The following is a 15,758-nucleotide window of genomic DNA, read 5'->3' on the forward strand; positions in this document are numbered from 1 at the left end:
AAACACGATGAAAAAAGTACTCCGCAGCGCGTGGACCCGCGGGGTATCGATCCTGCTCGCCACCTCCCTGGGGATGCTTTCCGGCTCCGGCGTCTTTGCCGAAGGACAAGAAGGTCAAACGACGGTCACCGATCACGAAACGGTCTATGCGCTCCTCGACGCCGCCGGCGGCGTCCAAAAGACGATCGTCGTCGATTGGCTGCACGTCAAGGGTCACGGCCGGATCACCGTCCGAGACGCCGGTCCGCTCGAGAACATTACGAACTTAAGCGGCCGGGAGATGCCGACCGTCCAGGGCGACGCGATCGTCTGGACGCTCGACGTGGACGGCGAACATGACCTCTTTTATTCCGGGGAGACGTCCAAAGCGTTGCCGGTCGAGGTAGCCATCGTCTATACCTTGAACGGCCAACCGGTCGAGGCAAAGGAACTCGCCGGAAAAGACGGCCGGGTCAAAATCGAAGTGCATCTTCAAAACAAGCTCAAACAGGCCCGGTCCAACCCCTCCGTCGATGAAAAAGGCGGGACGCGCACCGCGGAAAAAGAACGGTATACGCCGTTTCTCGCCTTGGTGAATGTCAATATCCCGGTGGATCGTTTTCGGGACGTGCAAGCCGGAGAGGCGATGACGGTCGTGACGGGGAAAACGATGAGCGCCACCTGGATGGTCGTGCCCGACCCCGAGGCGACCGTCACCGTGGAGATGACCGGGAACAACATCGAACTCGATCCGATCACCATCACCTTAATCCCCGGGATCCCGCCGATGCCGACGATGCCGGTGGACCCGGCGCAGATGGAAAAACTCGCGGAAGGGATCGAAGATCTCGCCTCGGCCCTCGCCGAACTGGATCGGGGAGCCGCGCAGCTTCCCGCCGGCATCCGGCAAATGAAATCCGGTTTGACTGAGCTCGCGGAAGGATTGAAACAGCTGGAGCAAGTGAGCGACGCGCACGCCGCCGTGCTCGGTCAGCTTCTCTCCTCCCACGAGCAGCTCATCGCGCTGGCGCAGGGGCTTAAAGCCAAAACGGCGTCGTTGGAAAATCCCGAGCTCCAGGCGTCTTTGGACGCGCTCCTTCAGGGATTGCAAGGAGAAAAAGAGGCCCTGACGCTTCTGAAGCAGGGAGGAACGTGGCAAGGGCGGCCGTTTCCGAGCCTCAAAGCGCTTCAGGATGGCCTCCGCGCCTCTCGGGAAGGCGTAACCCAACTGACAGGGGCCGCCGATCAAGCGGCAAGCGGTGCGGATCAACTCGCGGCGGCCGTCCATACGCTCTCCGCCGAGACGGCGACGATGGGCCGCGAACTTCGGGCGGGCTTGGGACAATGGAACGAAGCCCAGGCCAGGATGGAGGCCCTCAAATCCTTAGCCGCCGCCTATGACACCTTCATCGGCAAACCCGTCGGAGCCAAAGGCGACGTGCGCTTCATCCTGAAGAGCGAAGCGATTCAACATCCGAAAGAGAAACCCGCTCAGGATGCCCAAGCGCCACCATCGACGCCCGCCGCTCAACCGCAAGAAAAACAGCGTCCCTTCCTGGAGCGGATCTGGGCCTTTTTCTCTCGCCTGTTTCAGCGATGAGGGCCATGCGGCACGGAGCCATGCCCCGTTTCCCATCCTGACGCCGCCAGCGAGCTTGGAAAGCCGTGCCCTGCCGCCGCTGCAAGAGCACCGATGGGGCAGGACTTCCTCTTTGATCTTGTGCTCAAGTCATTTCCGCTTGTTTTTGAACCGGATCTCCCCGCTTTCGTCCCCCTCCAGGTACGATCCCAGGCTTCGGAACGATCTCTGGAACGCAACCCCTAGACGCCGTACCGCCCGAGAAGCGCCTCGTCATCAAAGACGATCGGCGCCGCCCGCCGGTTTCCCGCCTATTTCATTCGCTTCCTCCCGCCGAGAAGCTTCGCATCAGGAACCGTCCTCCGAACCATGGGCGACGCCGGCGGTCCGGAGCTGCCGTTCGCGCCCCGCACGGTCCCGACTGGCTACCCGCCGCCCCTTCCCGCTCCCGCGAAAACCGACTCTCGACCGAGCGGGTCGGGAAAGAACGCGGCCCGAAGGCATATCGCCCGGCGTTGACGCCGCCGGGTCAACCTGTGTTAAAATAATAAGTAACTCTACCTGAGTAAGCCACCTGACCGGTTTCATCGCCCGTTGAGCCCGAGCAAGCGCCATCCTCAGCCGAAACGGAGGCGTCCCGCCGATGCAAGGTCTTGCCAAGACCGCCCGTCCGGGGATCGAGCTGGAGTTTTTCCACGACGTCCTGTGCGCGTGGTGCTACGCATTTTCTCCGCGGGTGCGGCGGCTTGCCGCCGAGTACCCCGAAATCCGGATCGTCCACCGCGCGTTTGCCCTGGCGCCGACGCCGGAATCCCTGGAGGCCATGTTCGGTTCAAAGGAGCAGGCCAAGCGGGAGATCCTTTCCCACTGGCGAGCGGCCAACCAGAACGACGATGACCACCGCATCGACGCCGCGCTTATGGCCACGCGCCCTTTTGACTACCCGTACTCCATGCCGGGGCTTTTGGCCTGTAAGGCGGCCGAGCGCCAGGGCGGGCAGGAAGCGCACTGGGCCCTGTACGACCGGATCCAGCGCGCCCATCTCACAGAATGCCTCAACATCGCCGATTTCGCGGTGCTCCGTCGGTGCGCCGAAGACGTCGGCCTCGACGTGGCCCGATGGGAAGCCGACGTTCGCTCGCCGGAGACCCGGGAGGCCGTCGAGCGGGACCTGGCGCGGGCCCGCCTGTACGGGATCCGGGGCGTGCCCACCCTCGTGGCGGAGCGCAAGTACGCCCTAAGCGGGGCGCAAAGTTATGAACGGCTGAAAAGCTGGATCGAGCGCCTCCTGGCGCAGCATGGGACCTCTCGCATCGACTGACGTTAAAGAAAGGGGAAAAACCATGGCCTTTTACCTGGTGCGCGGTCGTCCCGACCCCAAGCGACTTGCCGAGCTCCGCGAAAAACTCGTCGCCGGCGCCTTTGAAGGCTGGAGGCCCTTCGGCATGGCACTCAGCGCCTCCCTGGAGCGGGCCCGCTTCGATCATGCGACGGGCGAAGCGGTGTGGGAAGAAGAAGATTACTGCGTGCCTCCCCTCGCCCAGGAGCGGGAAGCCGTCCTGGATCATTATTTTACCGGCCTGACGGTCCAGCCGGTGAAGAAAGGCGAAGGCTGGGCGCGCATCGCCCATCTGCCGTCGCTTTGGGACGCAGGCGCGATGGCGGGGGACGCGGAACATCCGGCTGCCGGCGGCCTCATGGTGGAGCTTTCCGACGAGGAGGCCGGTCCGGTCTGTGACTTTGAAACGGGCCGTTGTGAATAAAACGGGAACACCAAGTGAACCGGGAATCCATCCCGAGGAGACTTCAGCCCCCATGGAAATCGGGATTTATACCTTTGGTGAGCGCACCGCGGACCCGGAGACCGGTCGGCTGATCCACCCCGCCGAGCGGTTGCGTCGCCTGATGGAAGAGATCGAACTCGCCGATCAAGGGGGGCCGGACGTTTTCGGCGTCGGCGAACACCATCGCCCGGATTTCACCGTCTCCGCCCCGGCCGTCGTCCTCTCCGCCGCGGCGGCGCGGACGAGACGCATCCGGCTGACGAGTGCGGTGACCGTGCTCGGTTCCGACGATCCGGTGCGCGTCTTCCAGCAGTTTGCCACCTTGGATCTCCTCCAGGAAGGCCGCGCGGAAATCATGGTCGGCCGCGGTTCGTTCATCGAGTCCTTTCCCCTGTTCGGCTACGATCTGAACGACTACGACCCCCTTTTTGACGAAAAGCTGGATCTCCTGCGTGAAGCCTCCCCGTCCTGAAGGACGGGGCTTCCCGTTCCTTCAGGGCGAGGCGCCTTCGCTACGGTCCGTTTCCTTCATCCCGGCTGGAGGCGACCTTATGGCTTCATGGAAAGATACCTACACCGCACTTGCGGCACGTACAAGGAGGAGTTCTTTTATCTTTTCACGTATCTTTTCACGGCGCAGATTCCGACTGTACCAGTACTTTTCCGCCAGTGCTAAGAGCTCCACATCGAAGAAACGTTCCCCGATGTTTACCGCTCCCACCACGTCAGCGTCTGCGGTAAAACCGCAACGCCGGCAGCAGAAATCACGTCCCTGGCGGTTCTCCTTTTCCACCCAACCGCACATGGGACATGTCTGGTTCGTTTATTCCGGAGGCACAAAAGCCACGCGGCCGCCCAACCACTCCAAATCCCGCTTCAGGCGTTCGAGATCACCGAGTCCGGCAATTTCGTTCCACGAAAACAGGGAGCCTTGTGGTAGAATGGCCATACGGATCTTCTCCTTTGGGCAGGTTCTCCTCCTTTTGAGTTTACCAAAAGGGGGCAACCAGCTTTTTTATGACGAAATTTTGAGTTCTTCCTTTGTGGGGTAAGTATGGTTAGACAACTTTTTCGACATGACCCCAAACGGATTAGAAAGCGTTTTCCCCCACCTTGCGGTGGGGGATTGAAATTTTTGTGAAGGTGAACATGCGCCGAATAAAAGGGATTCGGACAGCGAAAAAAGCTCGGCTCTCGGGCCGCATCAAGGTTCGGCAGGCTTAGATCCCACCGAATGAAAATCTAAGGTCAGCTCAGGGCCAGAAAGCCTCCGCCGGCTCGCGCAATGCGAACTTCACCCAGGGTTTTCCGGCTGACGGATCTTCCGGCACCGGAAGAGGCCTCCCGCCACGAGGACCATCGCTTCTTCCCAAAAAGCATTCCGGGGCCTTCGCGCCGGCCTCCCCATTTCGTCTCACCGGTCGGCCGGCATCGCTTCGCCCTTCTTAGTCAAGATGAGCAACGATGCGGCGGGCATACGGACGTGCACCGCACGGATTGACTTTTGCCGTCTTTATGACCCTACTAATATATAGATCTGAGGAGGTGCTTTGAACGATGCAGCTCAACATTTATGTTCCCGATTCCAAAAAGTGGATCTTTGAAATGTTGGAAGAAGCCGCTCTGAAATCCAAAAAGAGCAAATCCGAAATCGTGATCGAGGCTCTGGAAAAATACCTTTTGAGTGCAGATCAACTGCCGTTGGGGCGTTTTAAGATCGGGGCCCACCCGTCCCTTCGGCGCGCCGACCTTTACGCCGAAAGGGTAGACAGGACATGATTCTGATTGATACCAATGTGCTCGTCTACGCCATCGACGAGCTGGCTCCTCAACACGCACCAAGCCGCAAGTTGATCGAAAACGCTCGTCAAGGCCATATCAAAGGCGGTCCTTGTCCCCCAAGTCTTGTTTGAATTTTATGCGGTGGTCACCGGCAAACGTGTTTTGACCCCTCTCTCCCCTGAAACGGCGCTGGAGCAGATCAAAGCGTTCAGGCTTTCCCTTCCGGTCCTAGAAGCGCAGGAGGATGCGCTGGAATGGTTTGCGAGGATGATCTCAGAACGTCCAAACAGTCACGGCGGAGAGGTTTTTGACGCTTGGCTCGTTGCCCAGATGAAATCCCTCGGAATTCGGTTTCACGGGAATCGTGGCGCATCCACCTGAAGAGCTCCTGTCGTGAAGTTGTTCGCTTTCATGGCCGGAATGCGGTATCGTCGCAATGCGGCATGCGTCTTCCCTGCCCGGACCGACGCGTTCGATCCGCCGCCATCGATCCGCCGCCTTTCGGCGACGGCGCCGCAGGTCCGCTCGCCGAGCCCGAAGCCGCGCCAGAACGATCGATCGCGTCTTAGACTGCTCCGCCGTCCATGAGCGGGTCGCACCGCTCATCTGCACGCACCGGACGCCCGCCGCCGATCTGGAGCCCATCATGTTGGATTTCGATTCCGTGCTTTCCCCGGAGGCCTTTTTGAAGGGGAGAAAAAAACCGGAAGCCCTTGATTTTCAAAGGCTTCCGGCGTTATGTACTGGTGGAGGCGATGGGAGTCGAACCCACGACCTCTTGAGTGCGATTCAAGCGCTCTCCCACTGAGCTACGCCCCCGTCGTTGTGCCGTTTTGAACGGCGACAAGATATACTATACGCCGCCCCTGCCGACCAGTCAAGATGTATATTGTGCACATATGTTTGCGGCAACCTCCGGACTGCCGACGCCCGTCGCCCCCTCGCTCGACCCGGCGGAAGCGGCGGTACGCCGTCCATTTCCGCCGAGGGAGCCGGCCCGTTCCCCGGCCCGCGACCATTGCGGCCTCTGACAAAATCGCGTATGATTGGGGTGGATAAGGAGGCGATGTGGTCGATGGACGCATCGCTCGTCACGCTCTATCCGCTTCGCTTCATCCCGCTGGCCGTCGAGCGGCTGTGGGGTGGAACGGCGCTCGAGCCGCTCTTTCCCGACGCCGAACGCTCCGGCGACGGCCGGCATCCGATCGGCGAAGTGTGGACGCTCGTGACGCACCCGACCCACGCCAGCCGGGTGGCGAACGGACCGCACCGCGGCCGGACGCTTACCGAGCTCATTGCCGAAGCGCCGGAACGGATGCTCGGGGCGCTGGCGCCGGCCGACCGCTTTCCGCTCCTCGTCAAGTTCATCGATGCCGCCCAGGACCTCTCGGTTCAGGTTCATCCCGACGACGCCTACGCCCGCCGGCACGAAAACGACTGGGGCAAGAGCGAAGCGTGGTACATCCTGAAAGCGCCTGAAGGCGGCCGGATCATCGCCGGGCACCGGTTCGATTCCCCGGACACGTACCGGCGGGCGGTTGCCGAAGGCCGGATCCGGGAGTACCTCCTCGAACAGCCGATCGCCGCCGGCGAGCTCGTCTATATTCCGGCCGGCCGCGTGCACGCCCTCCTCGGCGGCACGACGGTGATCGAAATCCAGCAGCCGTCCGACGTCACTTACCGGATTTACGACTGGGATCGCATCGATCCGGTGAGCGGCCGGCCCCGGCCGCTTCACGTGGACAAGGCGGCGGACGTCATCCGCTACGGCGATGCCTCCGTCGCCGAAAAGAGCACGACCGTCCTCCGGACGCCGTTTTTTACGCTGGAAAAACACGCGCTGGCCGCGGGCGAACGCCGGCGCTTCGCGCCGGTCGTCGCCCACCGTCCGGAGGTCATCGTCGTCGCCGACGGGGAAGGGGTGCTCGTCCTCGACGGCCGGGAAGAGCCCCCCCGAGAGGGGACGGCCGACGGACCGCCCGGGCGGACGGACGACGTCACCGTTCTCGCCCTAAGGCCCGGTGACACGATCCTCGTCCCGGCGGACATCCCCCGCTACACCGTGCGGACGGCAAAGGCGCTCGTATTTCTGCGGGCCATCCCCGGACCCGGAGGTGAGGCGCGATGATCTGGGAGACATTCTTTGAAGACTGGATCGTCGAGGCGTTCTGGCAGATGATGGACGACCTCCGCGTCCAGTACCGCATCTGGCAGGACGTCTACGACGATATCGAAAAGGCGCCACAAGAATACGGGAAAACCGAGCAGGAGCAGATCGAAAACTACCTGCTCGACGCCGTCTTCGACAACCACGAAGACGCCTGGTGGGAGCGGATTCACCCGGCGCAGGACGACGGCTTCTGGGAAAACGCCAAAAATGAATTTTTCCTCGCTGCTCTCGCGGCCCTCGAACAGGTGATCGCCGAGCCGATCGAGAAGATGGACGAAGGGGCGAAAAACACGATTCTCCGGCACTTCACCTTCCGGACGCCCCTCAAAACGCCGGTTGACGCCTTCGTCGAGCAATACGGCGAAGAAGGCCTCTCTCGGTACACCGACTACAGCGAACGGCTCCACGCGATGGCGTACATGTGGACGATGTACTTCTTCGTCCACTTTGAAGTCCTCTTCCCAAAGGCCCGGGAGGCGGAACTCTTCGGCCCGCACCACCGCCGGAGCCAGTTCCGGGTCCTGAAAAGCCGGGACTTTCCCCGCCGGCCGAAAAGCAGCCAGCAGACGGAAAAAAATTGATCGCCGTCGCCCGAAATCATTCCTCTCGACGCACCCGTCCACGATTCGATCGTCCCGTCACCCGATCGTCCCCCCTCGCCCGACCCCTCCCGATCCGACCGCCCTCGACCGGATGCTGAAAACGACGAAAGCCACCGGAAGCGAAAAGCCGCCCGGACGGGCGGCTTTTCGTTCTTCGGAGGACGGCCCTTGATTTCGGGCGGATTGATATCGATCGACTTTGACTTTGCGCCTCAGCGTTACGCCTCGGCTGCCCGTACCGGCGCCCAAGCCGGCTCCGGCGCCGGCACGACCATCGGCCGTTCGACGCTGACGTACGCCTCGTCGAGGGGCCCGAACGCCCTGCCTTCCCCCGGCCGAAATCCCCGCATGTGCCGGGCGAAGCGGCCGACGTCCCACATCATCTCCGGCGTGCCGATCGGAACGAGCCGGAGCCGGATCCGCCCGCCGGACAGTTCCACGAGCCGGATCGTCAACGTGTCCAAAACCGCGGCCGTCTGCACGTGCAGCCAGTGGGGCCGGCGGGCGATGGAATCGACGTGATTGTGCCCGGAGAAAAACAGGTTCAGCCCTCGCTTTTCCGCGAGCACCGGTTCGATCGGCACCGCCGCATCGATCGAACGGCGGTCGCCGGCCGAACGGGCCGTCGTGTTGTGAACCGGATGGTGGGCGAAGACAAGAGCGGGGCGATCGCCCGCCGCTCGGAGCTCCGCGGAAAGCCACGCCAGCGTCTCGCGATCGAGCGTTCCGCCCCAGTCGTACCATTTTCGCGCCTTCGTCGTGTCCAAAAAGATAAGCCGCGCTTCCGGCACATCGATTGAAAAGTTGCGCGGCTGATCGATGCGCGCCTCCACGTCCTCCTTCCGCAGGAGGAGGACGTCGTGATTGCCGAGGACGTGGATAAAACGGCGCTCGAGCTTCGGCCGAGCGATGGACGACGGGCCGACCTGAAGCGCCCCCTTCTCCGGCGACGACGCCGGGGCGTACCGGCGGATCAGCCGGTAGATGCCGTCGTAATCGGCGGATCGCCCTTCGTTGACGAGGTCGCCGATCGAAACGTACCAGTCCGCCTCCACCGCAAAAAAGCGCCGGACCAGGGCGTCAAACGCCCGATCCCGCGCCGCCCGGTGCGCCGGATAACGGGTCAATAGCCGGGCGCTGTAATGAAGGTCGCCCAAAATGGCGATGCGCATCCCCGTCCCTCCTCCGCCCGCGGCGCCGGTTCGGCGCCCGTCTCTGCCGGCATCCGCACGCAGCTCTCCGACGCCATTGTATCGGATGACGGTTGACGGACGGTAAAGACGGTGTAAAGATTTGATGAAAATCAAGGCGAAGCGCCGCCGGTCGGGCGCGTCCCGGAGAGGACCGTCCGGCCGGACAGCCCTTCCTGCTTTCGGCCGGCCAGATCATAGTACGAGATCTCCACCTCGACGCCGGCTTCGGACCGGTGCAGGCGGACGACGGCGTACGTCGGGTGCGGGTATCCCCGCGGCCGGGCGAGGCTGCCGGGGTTCAAGAGGAGCACGCCGCCGTCGACGGTCCACCCCGGCACGTGGGTGTGGCCGTAAAAGACGATGCGGGCGCCCTGTGCCTCGGCAAACAGCCGGAGCTTCAAGAGATCCGCCTGAACGTCGAACCGGTGGCCGTGGGTGACGAGGATCGCTTCCCCCTCCCAGCGCAGGAGGCGGTGCGCCGGCAGCCCGGCGCCGCGGTCTTGGTTACCGGCGACGATGAGGAGCTCCGCAAACGGCGGTCGGTCGACCGGCGCGACGACGTCGCCGCAGTGGATGCCCCGGACCCCGGGATGCCGCTGGACGACCGCCTCCACCGCTTCGACGAGGCCGTGACTGTCGCTCATGACGAGAAACTCCATCCTTTCCCGGTTCGTCAACGCTGCCGGAAGCCCTTCAGGCAGGGCGCCTTCGAACCGGACCGTCACCTCCTTTGGGGGTCGGGGATCGGCCCGGAAAAGATTTCCGCCGGCGCAGGCCCGTTCCCGTCCGACCGCCCGACGCCGGATGGCCATCGGAAGCGCGCCGAACAGAGACGCCGCCCCTTTCCCCAACGGAACCGGAAAACCCGAGGCCGTCACCATCCGAGAAGCCTTCGGCCTTCCGCCTCCAGCCAGCGGACGAAGGCGGCGAGGGCCCGGCCGCGGTGGCTGACGGCGTTTTTCTCATCCGGAGACAGCTCCGCCAGCGTGCGACCGAGGGCCGGGACGTAAAACAGCGGATCGTAGCCGAATCCGCCCGTCCCTCGGGGCGCCGGGAGGATCTCCCCTTCCAGCATCCCCGTAAACGTCCGCTCCAGCCAGCCGGAGGCGACGGGGGCGACGAACGCCAGCACGGCCACAAACCGCGCCCGCCGGTCGGCCACCCCTTCCAGGGCCTGTAACAGCTTCGCGTTGTTCCGGGCATCGTCCCGCGGCTCGCCGGCGAAGCGGGCCGAATGCACCCCCGGCGCTCCCCCGAGCGCCGCCACCTCCAGCCCCGAATCGTCGGCGAGGGTCGGCAGGTGAAACACCGCGGCCGCCGTCCGGGCCTTTTCCAGCGCATTTTCGACAAACGTCGCGCCCGTCTCGGGGAGCGCCACGTCCACCGCCGACTCCGCCAGCGTCCGCACGCGGATGCCGTGGGGAAGGAGGAGCGCTTGCAGTTCTTCCGCCTTGTGCCGGTTGTGCGTCGCAAGCAGGATCGTTGCCACCGTCTCTCACCCGTTTGCCGCGCCGCTCTTTTGGACCTTCCGCTTCCTGCCCGGGCGCCGCTTTCCTCAAGCGTCCTGCGCCCCCGAACCACCGCGAACCGCTCCCTGAACCGGCTCGCGGTCGGCGAAAGCAGGCTAAACGCCGTCCGGGGCCCGCACGACCGCCCCGGCGGACCGGGCAAACGCCCGGGCGGCGATCCGCTCGCCGAGGGGGCCGAGCGCCTGCTTTTGCGCCGCGACGAGCGTTTCGATCCCCCGGTGGGCGAGCGCCAGCATCGCCATCAGCTGCTCGTACGTAAAAGGCGTGCCCTCTCCCGTCCCTTGAACCTCGACAAACGCCCCGGCGCCGGTTCCGACGACGTTCAGATCGACGGCGGCGCGGCTGTCCTCGGCAAACGTCAAATCAAGGAGCAGCTCCCCGTCGACGAGGCCGACGCTCGTCGCAGCGACAAAATCATAAAGCGGCGGCGCCGCCAGCTGCTTTCGACGGGCGATCTCCCCGAGCGCCTGCGCCAGCGCCACAAACCCCCCCGTCACCGCCGCCGTTCGGGTGCCCCCGTCGGCCTGCAGCACATCGCAGTCGACGATGACCGTCCGCTCGCCCAGCGCTTCCAGCTCGACGACCGATCGGAGCGCCCGGCCGATGAGCCGCTGAATCTCCATCGTCCGGCCGCTCGGCCGTCCCTTGGCCACCTCCCGCGGCGTCCGGCTTTCCGTCGCCCGCGGCAGCATGCTGTATTCCGCCGTCACCCAGCCGCGGCCGCTCCCGCGGAGGAACGACGGCACCTTATCCTCGATCGTCGCCGTGCACAGCACCGCGGTGTCGCCGACCCGGATGAGCGCCGACCCTTCGGCGTATTTATTGACGCTCGTTTCGATCGTCACCGGTCTCAGCGCGTCGTACGCCCGACCGTCTGCCCGCAATCCGATCCCTCGCTTCACCGATGAGCCGATCTTGAGCATGCCTTCATTATACCGTGCCTCGGCCGGCAATCCCAAACGGCTTAGAACGCGAGGGGGTTGATCGACTTCGGCCGCGTGACCGGCTGCGTCAGATCGAGGGCGTCGCCGAGCCGAATCGGTCGACCGTCGACGAGGAAATGCACCTCTTTGAGCGGGACCGACGTGAGGAGCGAAAGGGCGGCCGCCTCCACCGCCCGAAGCCCCGTCCGCTTCGGCTCCGGCCCGAGCAGTTCCGGAGCAACGTCCACGACGGCCGCCTCGCCGTCCGCCGAGATCCGGTGCACCTCCGCGCCTGGCACGACCGTCGGCAGGAGGGGGCTTCCCGGCGCCGGACCGCGGATGAGCTCCTCCAGGGCCGCCGCCGCCGGATCATGCGTTCGCGGGACAAGCCGCGTCACCGGCACAAAATAGCGAAACGTTCCGTCGGCGCTCTCGCCCTCGAAGAACACCGTCACCGCGGTCGTCTCGCCGGGGCGGGCCGCCGGTGAAAACTCGACGTTGAGGCCGATCGACCGGTCGAGCGCCTCCGGCAGCGGAAGCCCCGCAACCGGCATCGCCTGAAGCGACTCCCCCCTCAGGAGGAACCGGACCTTTCGCACCGTCGGAAACTCCGTCAGCGCCCACGTCACCGCCTGGACGATCCGAACCTCATCCTCCGGCCGGTAGCGGTCAAACGCCCCGGTCCAGTCTACGACGGCCGTTCCGTCCGGCCGCACGTCGACGCTCATCTGGGTTCCCTTCGGAAGCGGCAGGCGAAAACCGGCCGGAAGGAGCGCCGTCCCCGGGCCGCCGTCGACCATGTGGAGGAGCACCTGCCGGGCGATCCCTTCCGCGTGCGGGAGGCGGACCGTAAGCGGCACCACGTATCCGTGCGCATCGATGGCATACAGCGTGGCGTTCACCCATCCGGAAGGCGCCTCCGTCGGCCGGGACCCCGCCCCGCCATCGGGGCCCTCCTCCGGGACGTCCGCCTTGGGAAGCGGCGGCGGATCGATGGGGGCCGACGACGGCTTCGCTCCCCAGGCACATCCGCCGATCCCGAGTCCGAAAATGAGGACGACGAGCAGCGTTCCCCCGATCCACCGCCCGCCGACCGCGCGCTTTCGCATCCGTCCGTCCCTCCTTGCGCCCTGAAGGCGCTTGTTCGGCTCGTACGCTCATGTATACGGACCGGGACGGGCGGATATGCCGGGTCGTTCTAGACCCGTTCCGGGTTCAAGACGGCGCTCCGGATGGCGACGGCCCGGCCGAGCCACCGCTCGGCGATCGCCTGAAAGCCCGGCACATCGCCGGTCGTAAACAGAAGCAGGCGCTCTTCCACCGGGACCTCCGGCGCCCGGCGCAAAAGCCCCGCCTCCGTAAGCACCGCCGCGAGCTCCGCCGCCGTCTCCGTCGCCGAGCTGATGAGCTTCACGCCGTCGCCGAGGACGTCCTGAATCCAGTCGGCGATGAGCGGATAGTGGGTGCAGCCGAGGACGAGCGTGTCGACCGCCGCCGCCCGCACCGGCGCGAGCGACGCCTCCAGCACCGGCCGGGCCGCCTCCTTCGGCCAGCCTAGTTCGATGAGCGGCACGAGCTCCGGCGTGGCGATGCCGACGACGGTGAGGTCCGGCCGGGTCCGACCGATCGCCGCCGCATAGGCGCCGCTTTCGATCGTCTGCACCGTGCCGATTACGCCGATCCGGCTGCCCGCCGTCTCCCGAATCGCCGCCCGGGCTCCCGGGTCGATGACGCCGATCACCGGCACCGGAACCGCCGCCCGGACGGCATCGAGCGCCACCGCCGTCGCGGTGTTGCAGGCAATGACGAGGGCCTTGGGATCAAATTTAAGTAAAAAACGCACCATCTCCATCGTGAACCGCACGATCTCCTCCCGCGGCCGGGAGCCGTAGGGGCATCGCGCCGAGTCCCCGATATAGACGATGCGCTCGTTCGGCAGCTGCCGCAGCACTTCTTTGACGACGGTGAGCCCGCCGACGCCGGAATCAAGGATGCCGATCGGCCGATCCATCCGACCCCTCCTCCCGCGCTTGATCCGACCGTTCGCCGCCTTCGGCGGCGCCGGATGCCCGTCGTTCCCGGTTCCGATCCGACACCGGCTCGCCCTTCATCTGCCGGTACAGGGCGCCGAGAAGCGCGATGAGCCGCTCCACGTCCTCCGGCGCAAAGGAAGCGAGCACCTCGGCGAGGTACCGCTGCCGGGCGCGGATCACGGCGTCGATGATCGTCCGCCCTTTGTCCAGCAGGTGGATGTAGACGACGCGGCGGTCGGTCGCCGAACGCACCCGGCGGACGAGGCCGCTCGCTTCCATCCGGTCGACGAGGTCCGTCGTCGTGCTGTTGGCGAGGTACATCTTTTCCGACAGTTCGCCGATCGTCATGTCGCCGTGTTCTTTCAGCCACTGGAGGGCGACAAACTGCGGCGGGGTGATCGGAAAATCCCGCAGGATCTCCCGCCCCCGCTGCTTGATGATGCCGCTGATGTAACGAAGGAGCCACTCCACCTCGGCAACGGCCGGATCGACCGGCGCGTCCAACGTTGACCGCTCCGGCGGCGGACCGGTCGACGCTTCCATTCGGTCGAAAGAAAGCGACACGTCGCGAGAGGAGGAAGTTGCATCGAAATGCGCCATGTCGGGACCTCTTCGGCGGTGTTCTTGTCTTAAAGTAAACCGCACCGCCAAAAGGCTGTCAAGGGACGGCGTCAGATCTTGAGCTCCCCCATGCGGATCAGTTCGATGACGGCCTGAGAACGGCCGGCGACGCCGAGCTTCTGGATGACGTTCGAGATGTGGTTGCGGACCGTCTTTTCGCTGATGAAAAGCTGCTCGGCGATTTCTTTCGTCGTTTTATCCTGCACGAGGAGTTCAAAGACTTCCCGCTCCCGCTTCGTCAGCACGGACGACCGCCTGCGCCCAGCCTCTTGCACCTGGCCACCCTCCTAGCCACGCCCTGCACCGTGGCGGCGCCATGGCGCGCGGACGTACGGTCTTGGCGTCAGACTATCTTATGTCTCGCCTTCGGCGGTGGTGTAGGCCAAAACGGGGTACACTACAGTCGGCGGCCCGATCGATCGGGCAGCCCGACCGGTCTTCCGGCCCACCCGGAGGCCCATCCGGTCGCTGCCCCGACGATCGCTTCCGACAGGCCGGATCCCCGGCTCTTTTGGCCAAAAAGCGCCGGAAGGAGGAAGATCATGGCCGAACCGACCCCGATCCCCGACCCGACGACGGGCCGGACCGACCGGGTGCGACAAGCGGCGACCCGCGATGAAGCGGCCCTGAATCCGGAAGGAAAAGCCGCCTACTGGCTCGATGTCGACCGGATGATCAACGAAGGGCTGGGCGGCGGCATCGTGAGCCCGGAAAACGGCCTCATCGACGAGCACCGCCCGCTGGAACGAGAAACGCCGCCGGCGGACGGCGGTGAGGCGACGGCGTCCGACGCCCCGTAAAGCCATAAAAAACGCCGCCGATTGACGGCGGCTTTTTTCGGCTTACGAATCCCGAGCTTTTCCTCAATATCCCCATTCGTCCGCTCCCTCGGGACGGTCAAAGGCGGACAGAACCGCTCGCACCGCCTCCGGGAGCGCCGCCGGCGCCTTACGCTCCCGATCCAGGTGGACGAGGACGCTCCGGCCGGCGGCGACGAGGCGCTCCGGCCGAGGCCGGTCCTCCGATGCGTCGACGGCCGACCGTCTGCCGTCTCCGGCCGGTTCCGCGGGCCCGGAATCGTCGACGGCCTCGTTCGCCCGGTTCCGTTCGCCCGCCGGGGGCGGAGCGTCCGGCGCCGCCGGCCCGCCCCGCCCGGCTGCCGCGGATCCGCCTTCGCCGGCGGCCTGAACCGTCCCGGCTCGGGCGTCCCCGTCGGGGCGGGGTCGCCGGAGGACGGCGTATTCGAGGGTGAGCGACGTCCGGCCGAGGCGGGCGCACCGGACGCCGACGTCGATCGCATCGCCGAAGTAGAGCGGCTTCAGATAATGGGCTTCCTGCTGCGCGACGACGATGAGGCCGGAAGAAGGACCGGTAAAAAGATCGGTAAACAGGCCGAGGCGGCCGAAGTAGTCGATCCGGGCCTGTTCGAAATAGCGAAAATAGACGACGTTGTTCACGTGACCGAAGGCGTCGAGTTCGCCGAAGCGGACGCGAAACGGCCGGAAATAGCGAAACCCCTCCAGCCAAGCGTCGACCGGGCCGGCGATGAACGAGAGGCGCATC

16 protein-coding genes, 1 tRNA gene and 3 pseudogenes are annotated in these 15,758 nt (G+C 65.0%); 8 read left to right on the forward strand and 12 right to left on the reverse strand.

Features of this window, described 5'->3' with window-relative positions:
* The first annotated feature begins 7 nt into the window (after positions 1–7).
* From K2M58_RS08580 to K2M58_RS08595, 4 genes and pseudogenes are all read left to right on the forward strand, one after another.
* Positions 8–1,579, forward strand: coding sequence for a hypothetical protein (locus K2M58_RS08580; RefSeq protein ID WP_220677219.1), 1,572 nt, complete (start codon positions 8–10; stop codon positions 1,577–1,579).
* Positions 1,580–2,201: 622 nt separating this feature from the next.
* Complete coding sequence (locus K2M58_RS08585; protein WP_252393428.1) at positions 2,202–2,879, forward strand: DsbA family oxidoreductase; 678 nt, start codon at positions 2,202–2,204, stop codon at positions 2,877–2,879.
* A 22-nt stretch (positions 2,880–2,901) separates the two neighbouring features.
* Positions 2,902–3,321, forward strand: coding sequence for a hypothetical protein (locus K2M58_RS08590; RefSeq protein ID WP_220677220.1), 420 nt, complete (start codon positions 2,902–2,904; stop codon positions 3,319–3,321).
* A 52-nt stretch (positions 3,322–3,373) separates the two neighbouring features.
* Positions 3,374–3,793, forward strand: a pseudogene (locus K2M58_RS08595) (LLM class flavin-dependent oxidoreductase); the annotation flags it as partial.
* A 120-nt stretch (positions 3,794–3,913) separates the two neighbouring features.
* Here the strand turns inward: K2M58_RS08595 and K2M58_RS08600 are convergent.
* Together K2M58_RS08600 and K2M58_RS12885 are read right to left on the reverse strand one after the other, a co-directional pair.
* Positions 3,914–4,153, reverse strand: a pseudogene (locus K2M58_RS08600) (zinc ribbon domain-containing protein); the annotation flags it as partial.
* A 12-nt stretch (positions 4,154–4,165) separates the two neighbouring features.
* A complete protein-coding gene (locus K2M58_RS12885; RefSeq protein ID WP_289628240.1) occupies positions 4,166–4,291 on the reverse strand; it encodes a hypothetical protein in 126 nt (41 codons plus the stop codon).
* 608 nt (positions 4,292–4,899) lie between these two features.
* Here K2M58_RS12885 and K2M58_RS08605 point away from each other — a divergent pair.
* Positions 4,900–5,121, forward strand: a complete 222-nt coding sequence (locus tag K2M58_RS08605; RefSeq protein ID WP_220677222.1) for a hypothetical protein — start codon at positions 4,900–4,902, stop codon at positions 5,119–5,121.
* A 747-nt stretch (positions 5,122–5,868) separates the two neighbouring features.
* Here K2M58_RS08605 and K2M58_RS08610 read toward each other — a convergent pair.
* Positions 5,869–5,943 (reverse strand) — tRNA-Ala (locus K2M58_RS08610).
* 256 nt (positions 5,944–6,199) lie between these two features.
* On the opposite strand from K2M58_RS08610, the gene K2M58_RS08615 reads away from it, so the two are divergent.
* Together K2M58_RS08615 and K2M58_RS08620 are read left to right on the forward strand one after the other, a co-directional pair.
* Positions 6,200–7,252: a type I phosphomannose isomerase catalytic subunit gene (locus K2M58_RS08615; RefSeq protein WP_220677223.1), complete on the forward strand. Its 1,053-nt coding sequence runs from the start codon at positions 6,200–6,202 to the stop codon at positions 7,250–7,252.
* Complete coding sequence (locus tag K2M58_RS08620; RefSeq protein ID WP_220677224.1) at positions 7,249–7,875, forward strand: hypothetical protein; 627 nt, start codon at positions 7,249–7,251, stop codon at positions 7,873–7,875. Before K2M58_RS08615 ends, K2M58_RS08620 begins: the two co-directional genes overlap by 4 nt.
* Before the next feature lie 239 nt (positions 7,876–8,114).
* Here K2M58_RS08620 and K2M58_RS08625 read toward each other — a convergent pair whose 3' ends face one another.
* From K2M58_RS08625 to K2M58_RS08660, 8 genes and pseudogenes are all read right to left on the reverse strand, one after another.
* The gene (locus K2M58_RS08625) at positions 8,115–9,068 is read right to left on the reverse strand and encodes a metallophosphoesterase family protein (protein WP_220677225.1); all 954 of its coding nucleotides are present in this window, start codon (positions 9,066–9,068) and stop codon (positions 8,115–8,117) included.
* A gap of 131 nt (positions 9,069–9,199) precedes the next feature.
* On the reverse strand, positions 9,200–9,814 hold the full coding sequence (locus K2M58_RS08630) for a metallophosphoesterase family protein (protein WP_220677226.1): 615 nt from the start codon (positions 9,812–9,814) through the stop codon (positions 9,200–9,202).
* A gap of 149 nt (positions 9,815–9,963) precedes the next feature.
* Positions 9,964–10,578 (reverse strand): RdgB/HAM1 family non-canonical purine NTP pyrophosphatase, encoded by a 615-nt coding sequence (gene rdgB / locus K2M58_RS08635; RefSeq protein WP_220677227.1) that lies wholly within the window; start codon positions 10,576–10,578, stop codon positions 9,964–9,966.
* 135 nt (positions 10,579–10,713) lie between these two features.
* The gene (gene rph / locus K2M58_RS08640; RefSeq protein ID WP_220677228.1) at positions 10,714–11,502 is read right to left on the reverse strand and encodes a ribonuclease PH; all 789 of its coding nucleotides are present in this window, start codon (positions 11,500–11,502) and stop codon (positions 10,714–10,716) included.
* A gap of 80 nt (positions 11,503–11,582) precedes the next feature.
* A complete protein-coding gene (locus tag K2M58_RS08645) occupies positions 11,583–12,650 on the reverse strand; it encodes a GerMN domain-containing protein (RefSeq protein ID WP_220677229.1) in 1,068 nt (355 codons plus the stop codon).
* Positions 12,651–12,739: 89 nt separating this feature from the next.
* A complete protein-coding gene (gene murI, locus K2M58_RS08650; RefSeq protein ID WP_066197857.1) occupies positions 12,740–13,552 on the reverse strand; it encodes a glutamate racemase in 813 nt (270 codons plus the stop codon).
* 88 nt (positions 13,553–13,640) lie between these two features.
* A pseudogene (locus tag K2M58_RS08655) lies at positions 13,641–14,117 on the reverse strand (MarR family transcriptional regulator); the annotation flags it as partial.
* 128 nt (positions 14,118–14,245) lie between these two features.
* The gene (locus K2M58_RS08660) at positions 14,246–14,470 is read right to left on the reverse strand and encodes a helix-turn-helix domain-containing protein (protein WP_066197859.1); all 225 of its coding nucleotides are present in this window, start codon (positions 14,468–14,470) and stop codon (positions 14,246–14,248) included.
* A gap of 267 nt (positions 14,471–14,737) precedes the next feature.
* On the opposite strand from K2M58_RS08660, the gene K2M58_RS08665 reads away from it, so the two are divergent.
* On the forward strand, positions 14,738–14,995 hold the full coding sequence (locus K2M58_RS08665) for a hypothetical protein (protein WP_220678932.1): 258 nt from the start codon (positions 14,738–14,740) through the stop codon (positions 14,993–14,995).
* A gap of 63 nt (positions 14,996–15,058) precedes the next feature.
* Here the strand turns inward: K2M58_RS08665 and K2M58_RS08670 are convergent, their stop codons facing one another.
* The gene (locus K2M58_RS08670) at positions 15,059–15,757 is read right to left on the reverse strand and encodes an acyl-CoA thioesterase (RefSeq protein ID WP_220677230.1); all 699 of its coding nucleotides are present in this window, start codon (positions 15,755–15,757) and stop codon (positions 15,059–15,061) included.
* Position 15,758: the final 1 nt, after the last annotated feature.

The organism is Hydrogenibacillus sp. N12 (assembly GCF_019645935.1).
GTDB lineage: Bacteria > Bacillota > Bacilli > Thermicanales > DSM-22653 > Hydrogenibacillus > Hydrogenibacillus schlegelii.

Coding starts and splice junctions, on each gene's coding strand:
- K2M58_RS08580 (WP_220677219.1), top strand. CDS start 8: ATGAAAAAAGTACTCCGCAGCGCGTGGACCCGCGGGGTATCGATCCTG.
- K2M58_RS08585 (WP_252393428.1), top strand. CDS start 2,202: ATGCAAGGTCTTGCCAAGACCGCCCGTCCGGGGATCGAGCTGGAGTTT.
- K2M58_RS08590 (WP_220677220.1), top strand. CDS start 2,902: ATGGCCTTTTACCTGGTGCGCGGTCGTCCCGACCCCAAGCGACTTGCC.
- K2M58_RS12885 (WP_289628240.1), bottom strand. CDS start 4,291: ATGGCCATTCTACCACAAGGCTCCCTGTTTTCGTGGAACGAAATTGCC.
- K2M58_RS08605 (WP_220677222.1), top strand. CDS start 4,900: ATGCAGCTCAACATTTATGTTCCCGATTCCAAAAAGTGGATCTTTGAA.
- K2M58_RS08615 (WP_220677223.1), top strand. CDS start 6,200: ATGGACGCATCGCTCGTCACGCTCTATCCGCTTCGCTTCATCCCGCTG.
- K2M58_RS08620 (WP_220677224.1), top strand. CDS start 7,249: ATGATCTGGGAGACATTCTTTGAAGACTGGATCGTCGAGGCGTTCTGG.
- K2M58_RS08625 (WP_220677225.1), bottom strand. CDS start 9,068: ATGCGCATCGCCATTTTGGGCGACCTTCATTACAGCGCCCGGCTATTG.
- K2M58_RS08645 (WP_220677229.1), bottom strand. CDS start 12,650: ATGCGAAAGCGCGCGGTCGGCGGGCGGTGGATCGGGGGAACGCTGCTC.
- murI (WP_066197857.1), bottom strand. CDS start 13,552: ATGGATCGGCCGATCGGCATCCTTGATTCCGGCGTCGGCGGGCTCACC.
- K2M58_RS08665 (WP_220678932.1), top strand. CDS start 14,738: ATGGCCGAACCGACCCCGATCCCCGACCCGACGACGGGCCGGACCGAC.
- K2M58_RS08670 (WP_220677230.1), bottom strand. CDS start 15,757: ATGCGCCTCTCGTTCATCGCCGGCCCGGTCGACGCTTGGCTGGAGGGG.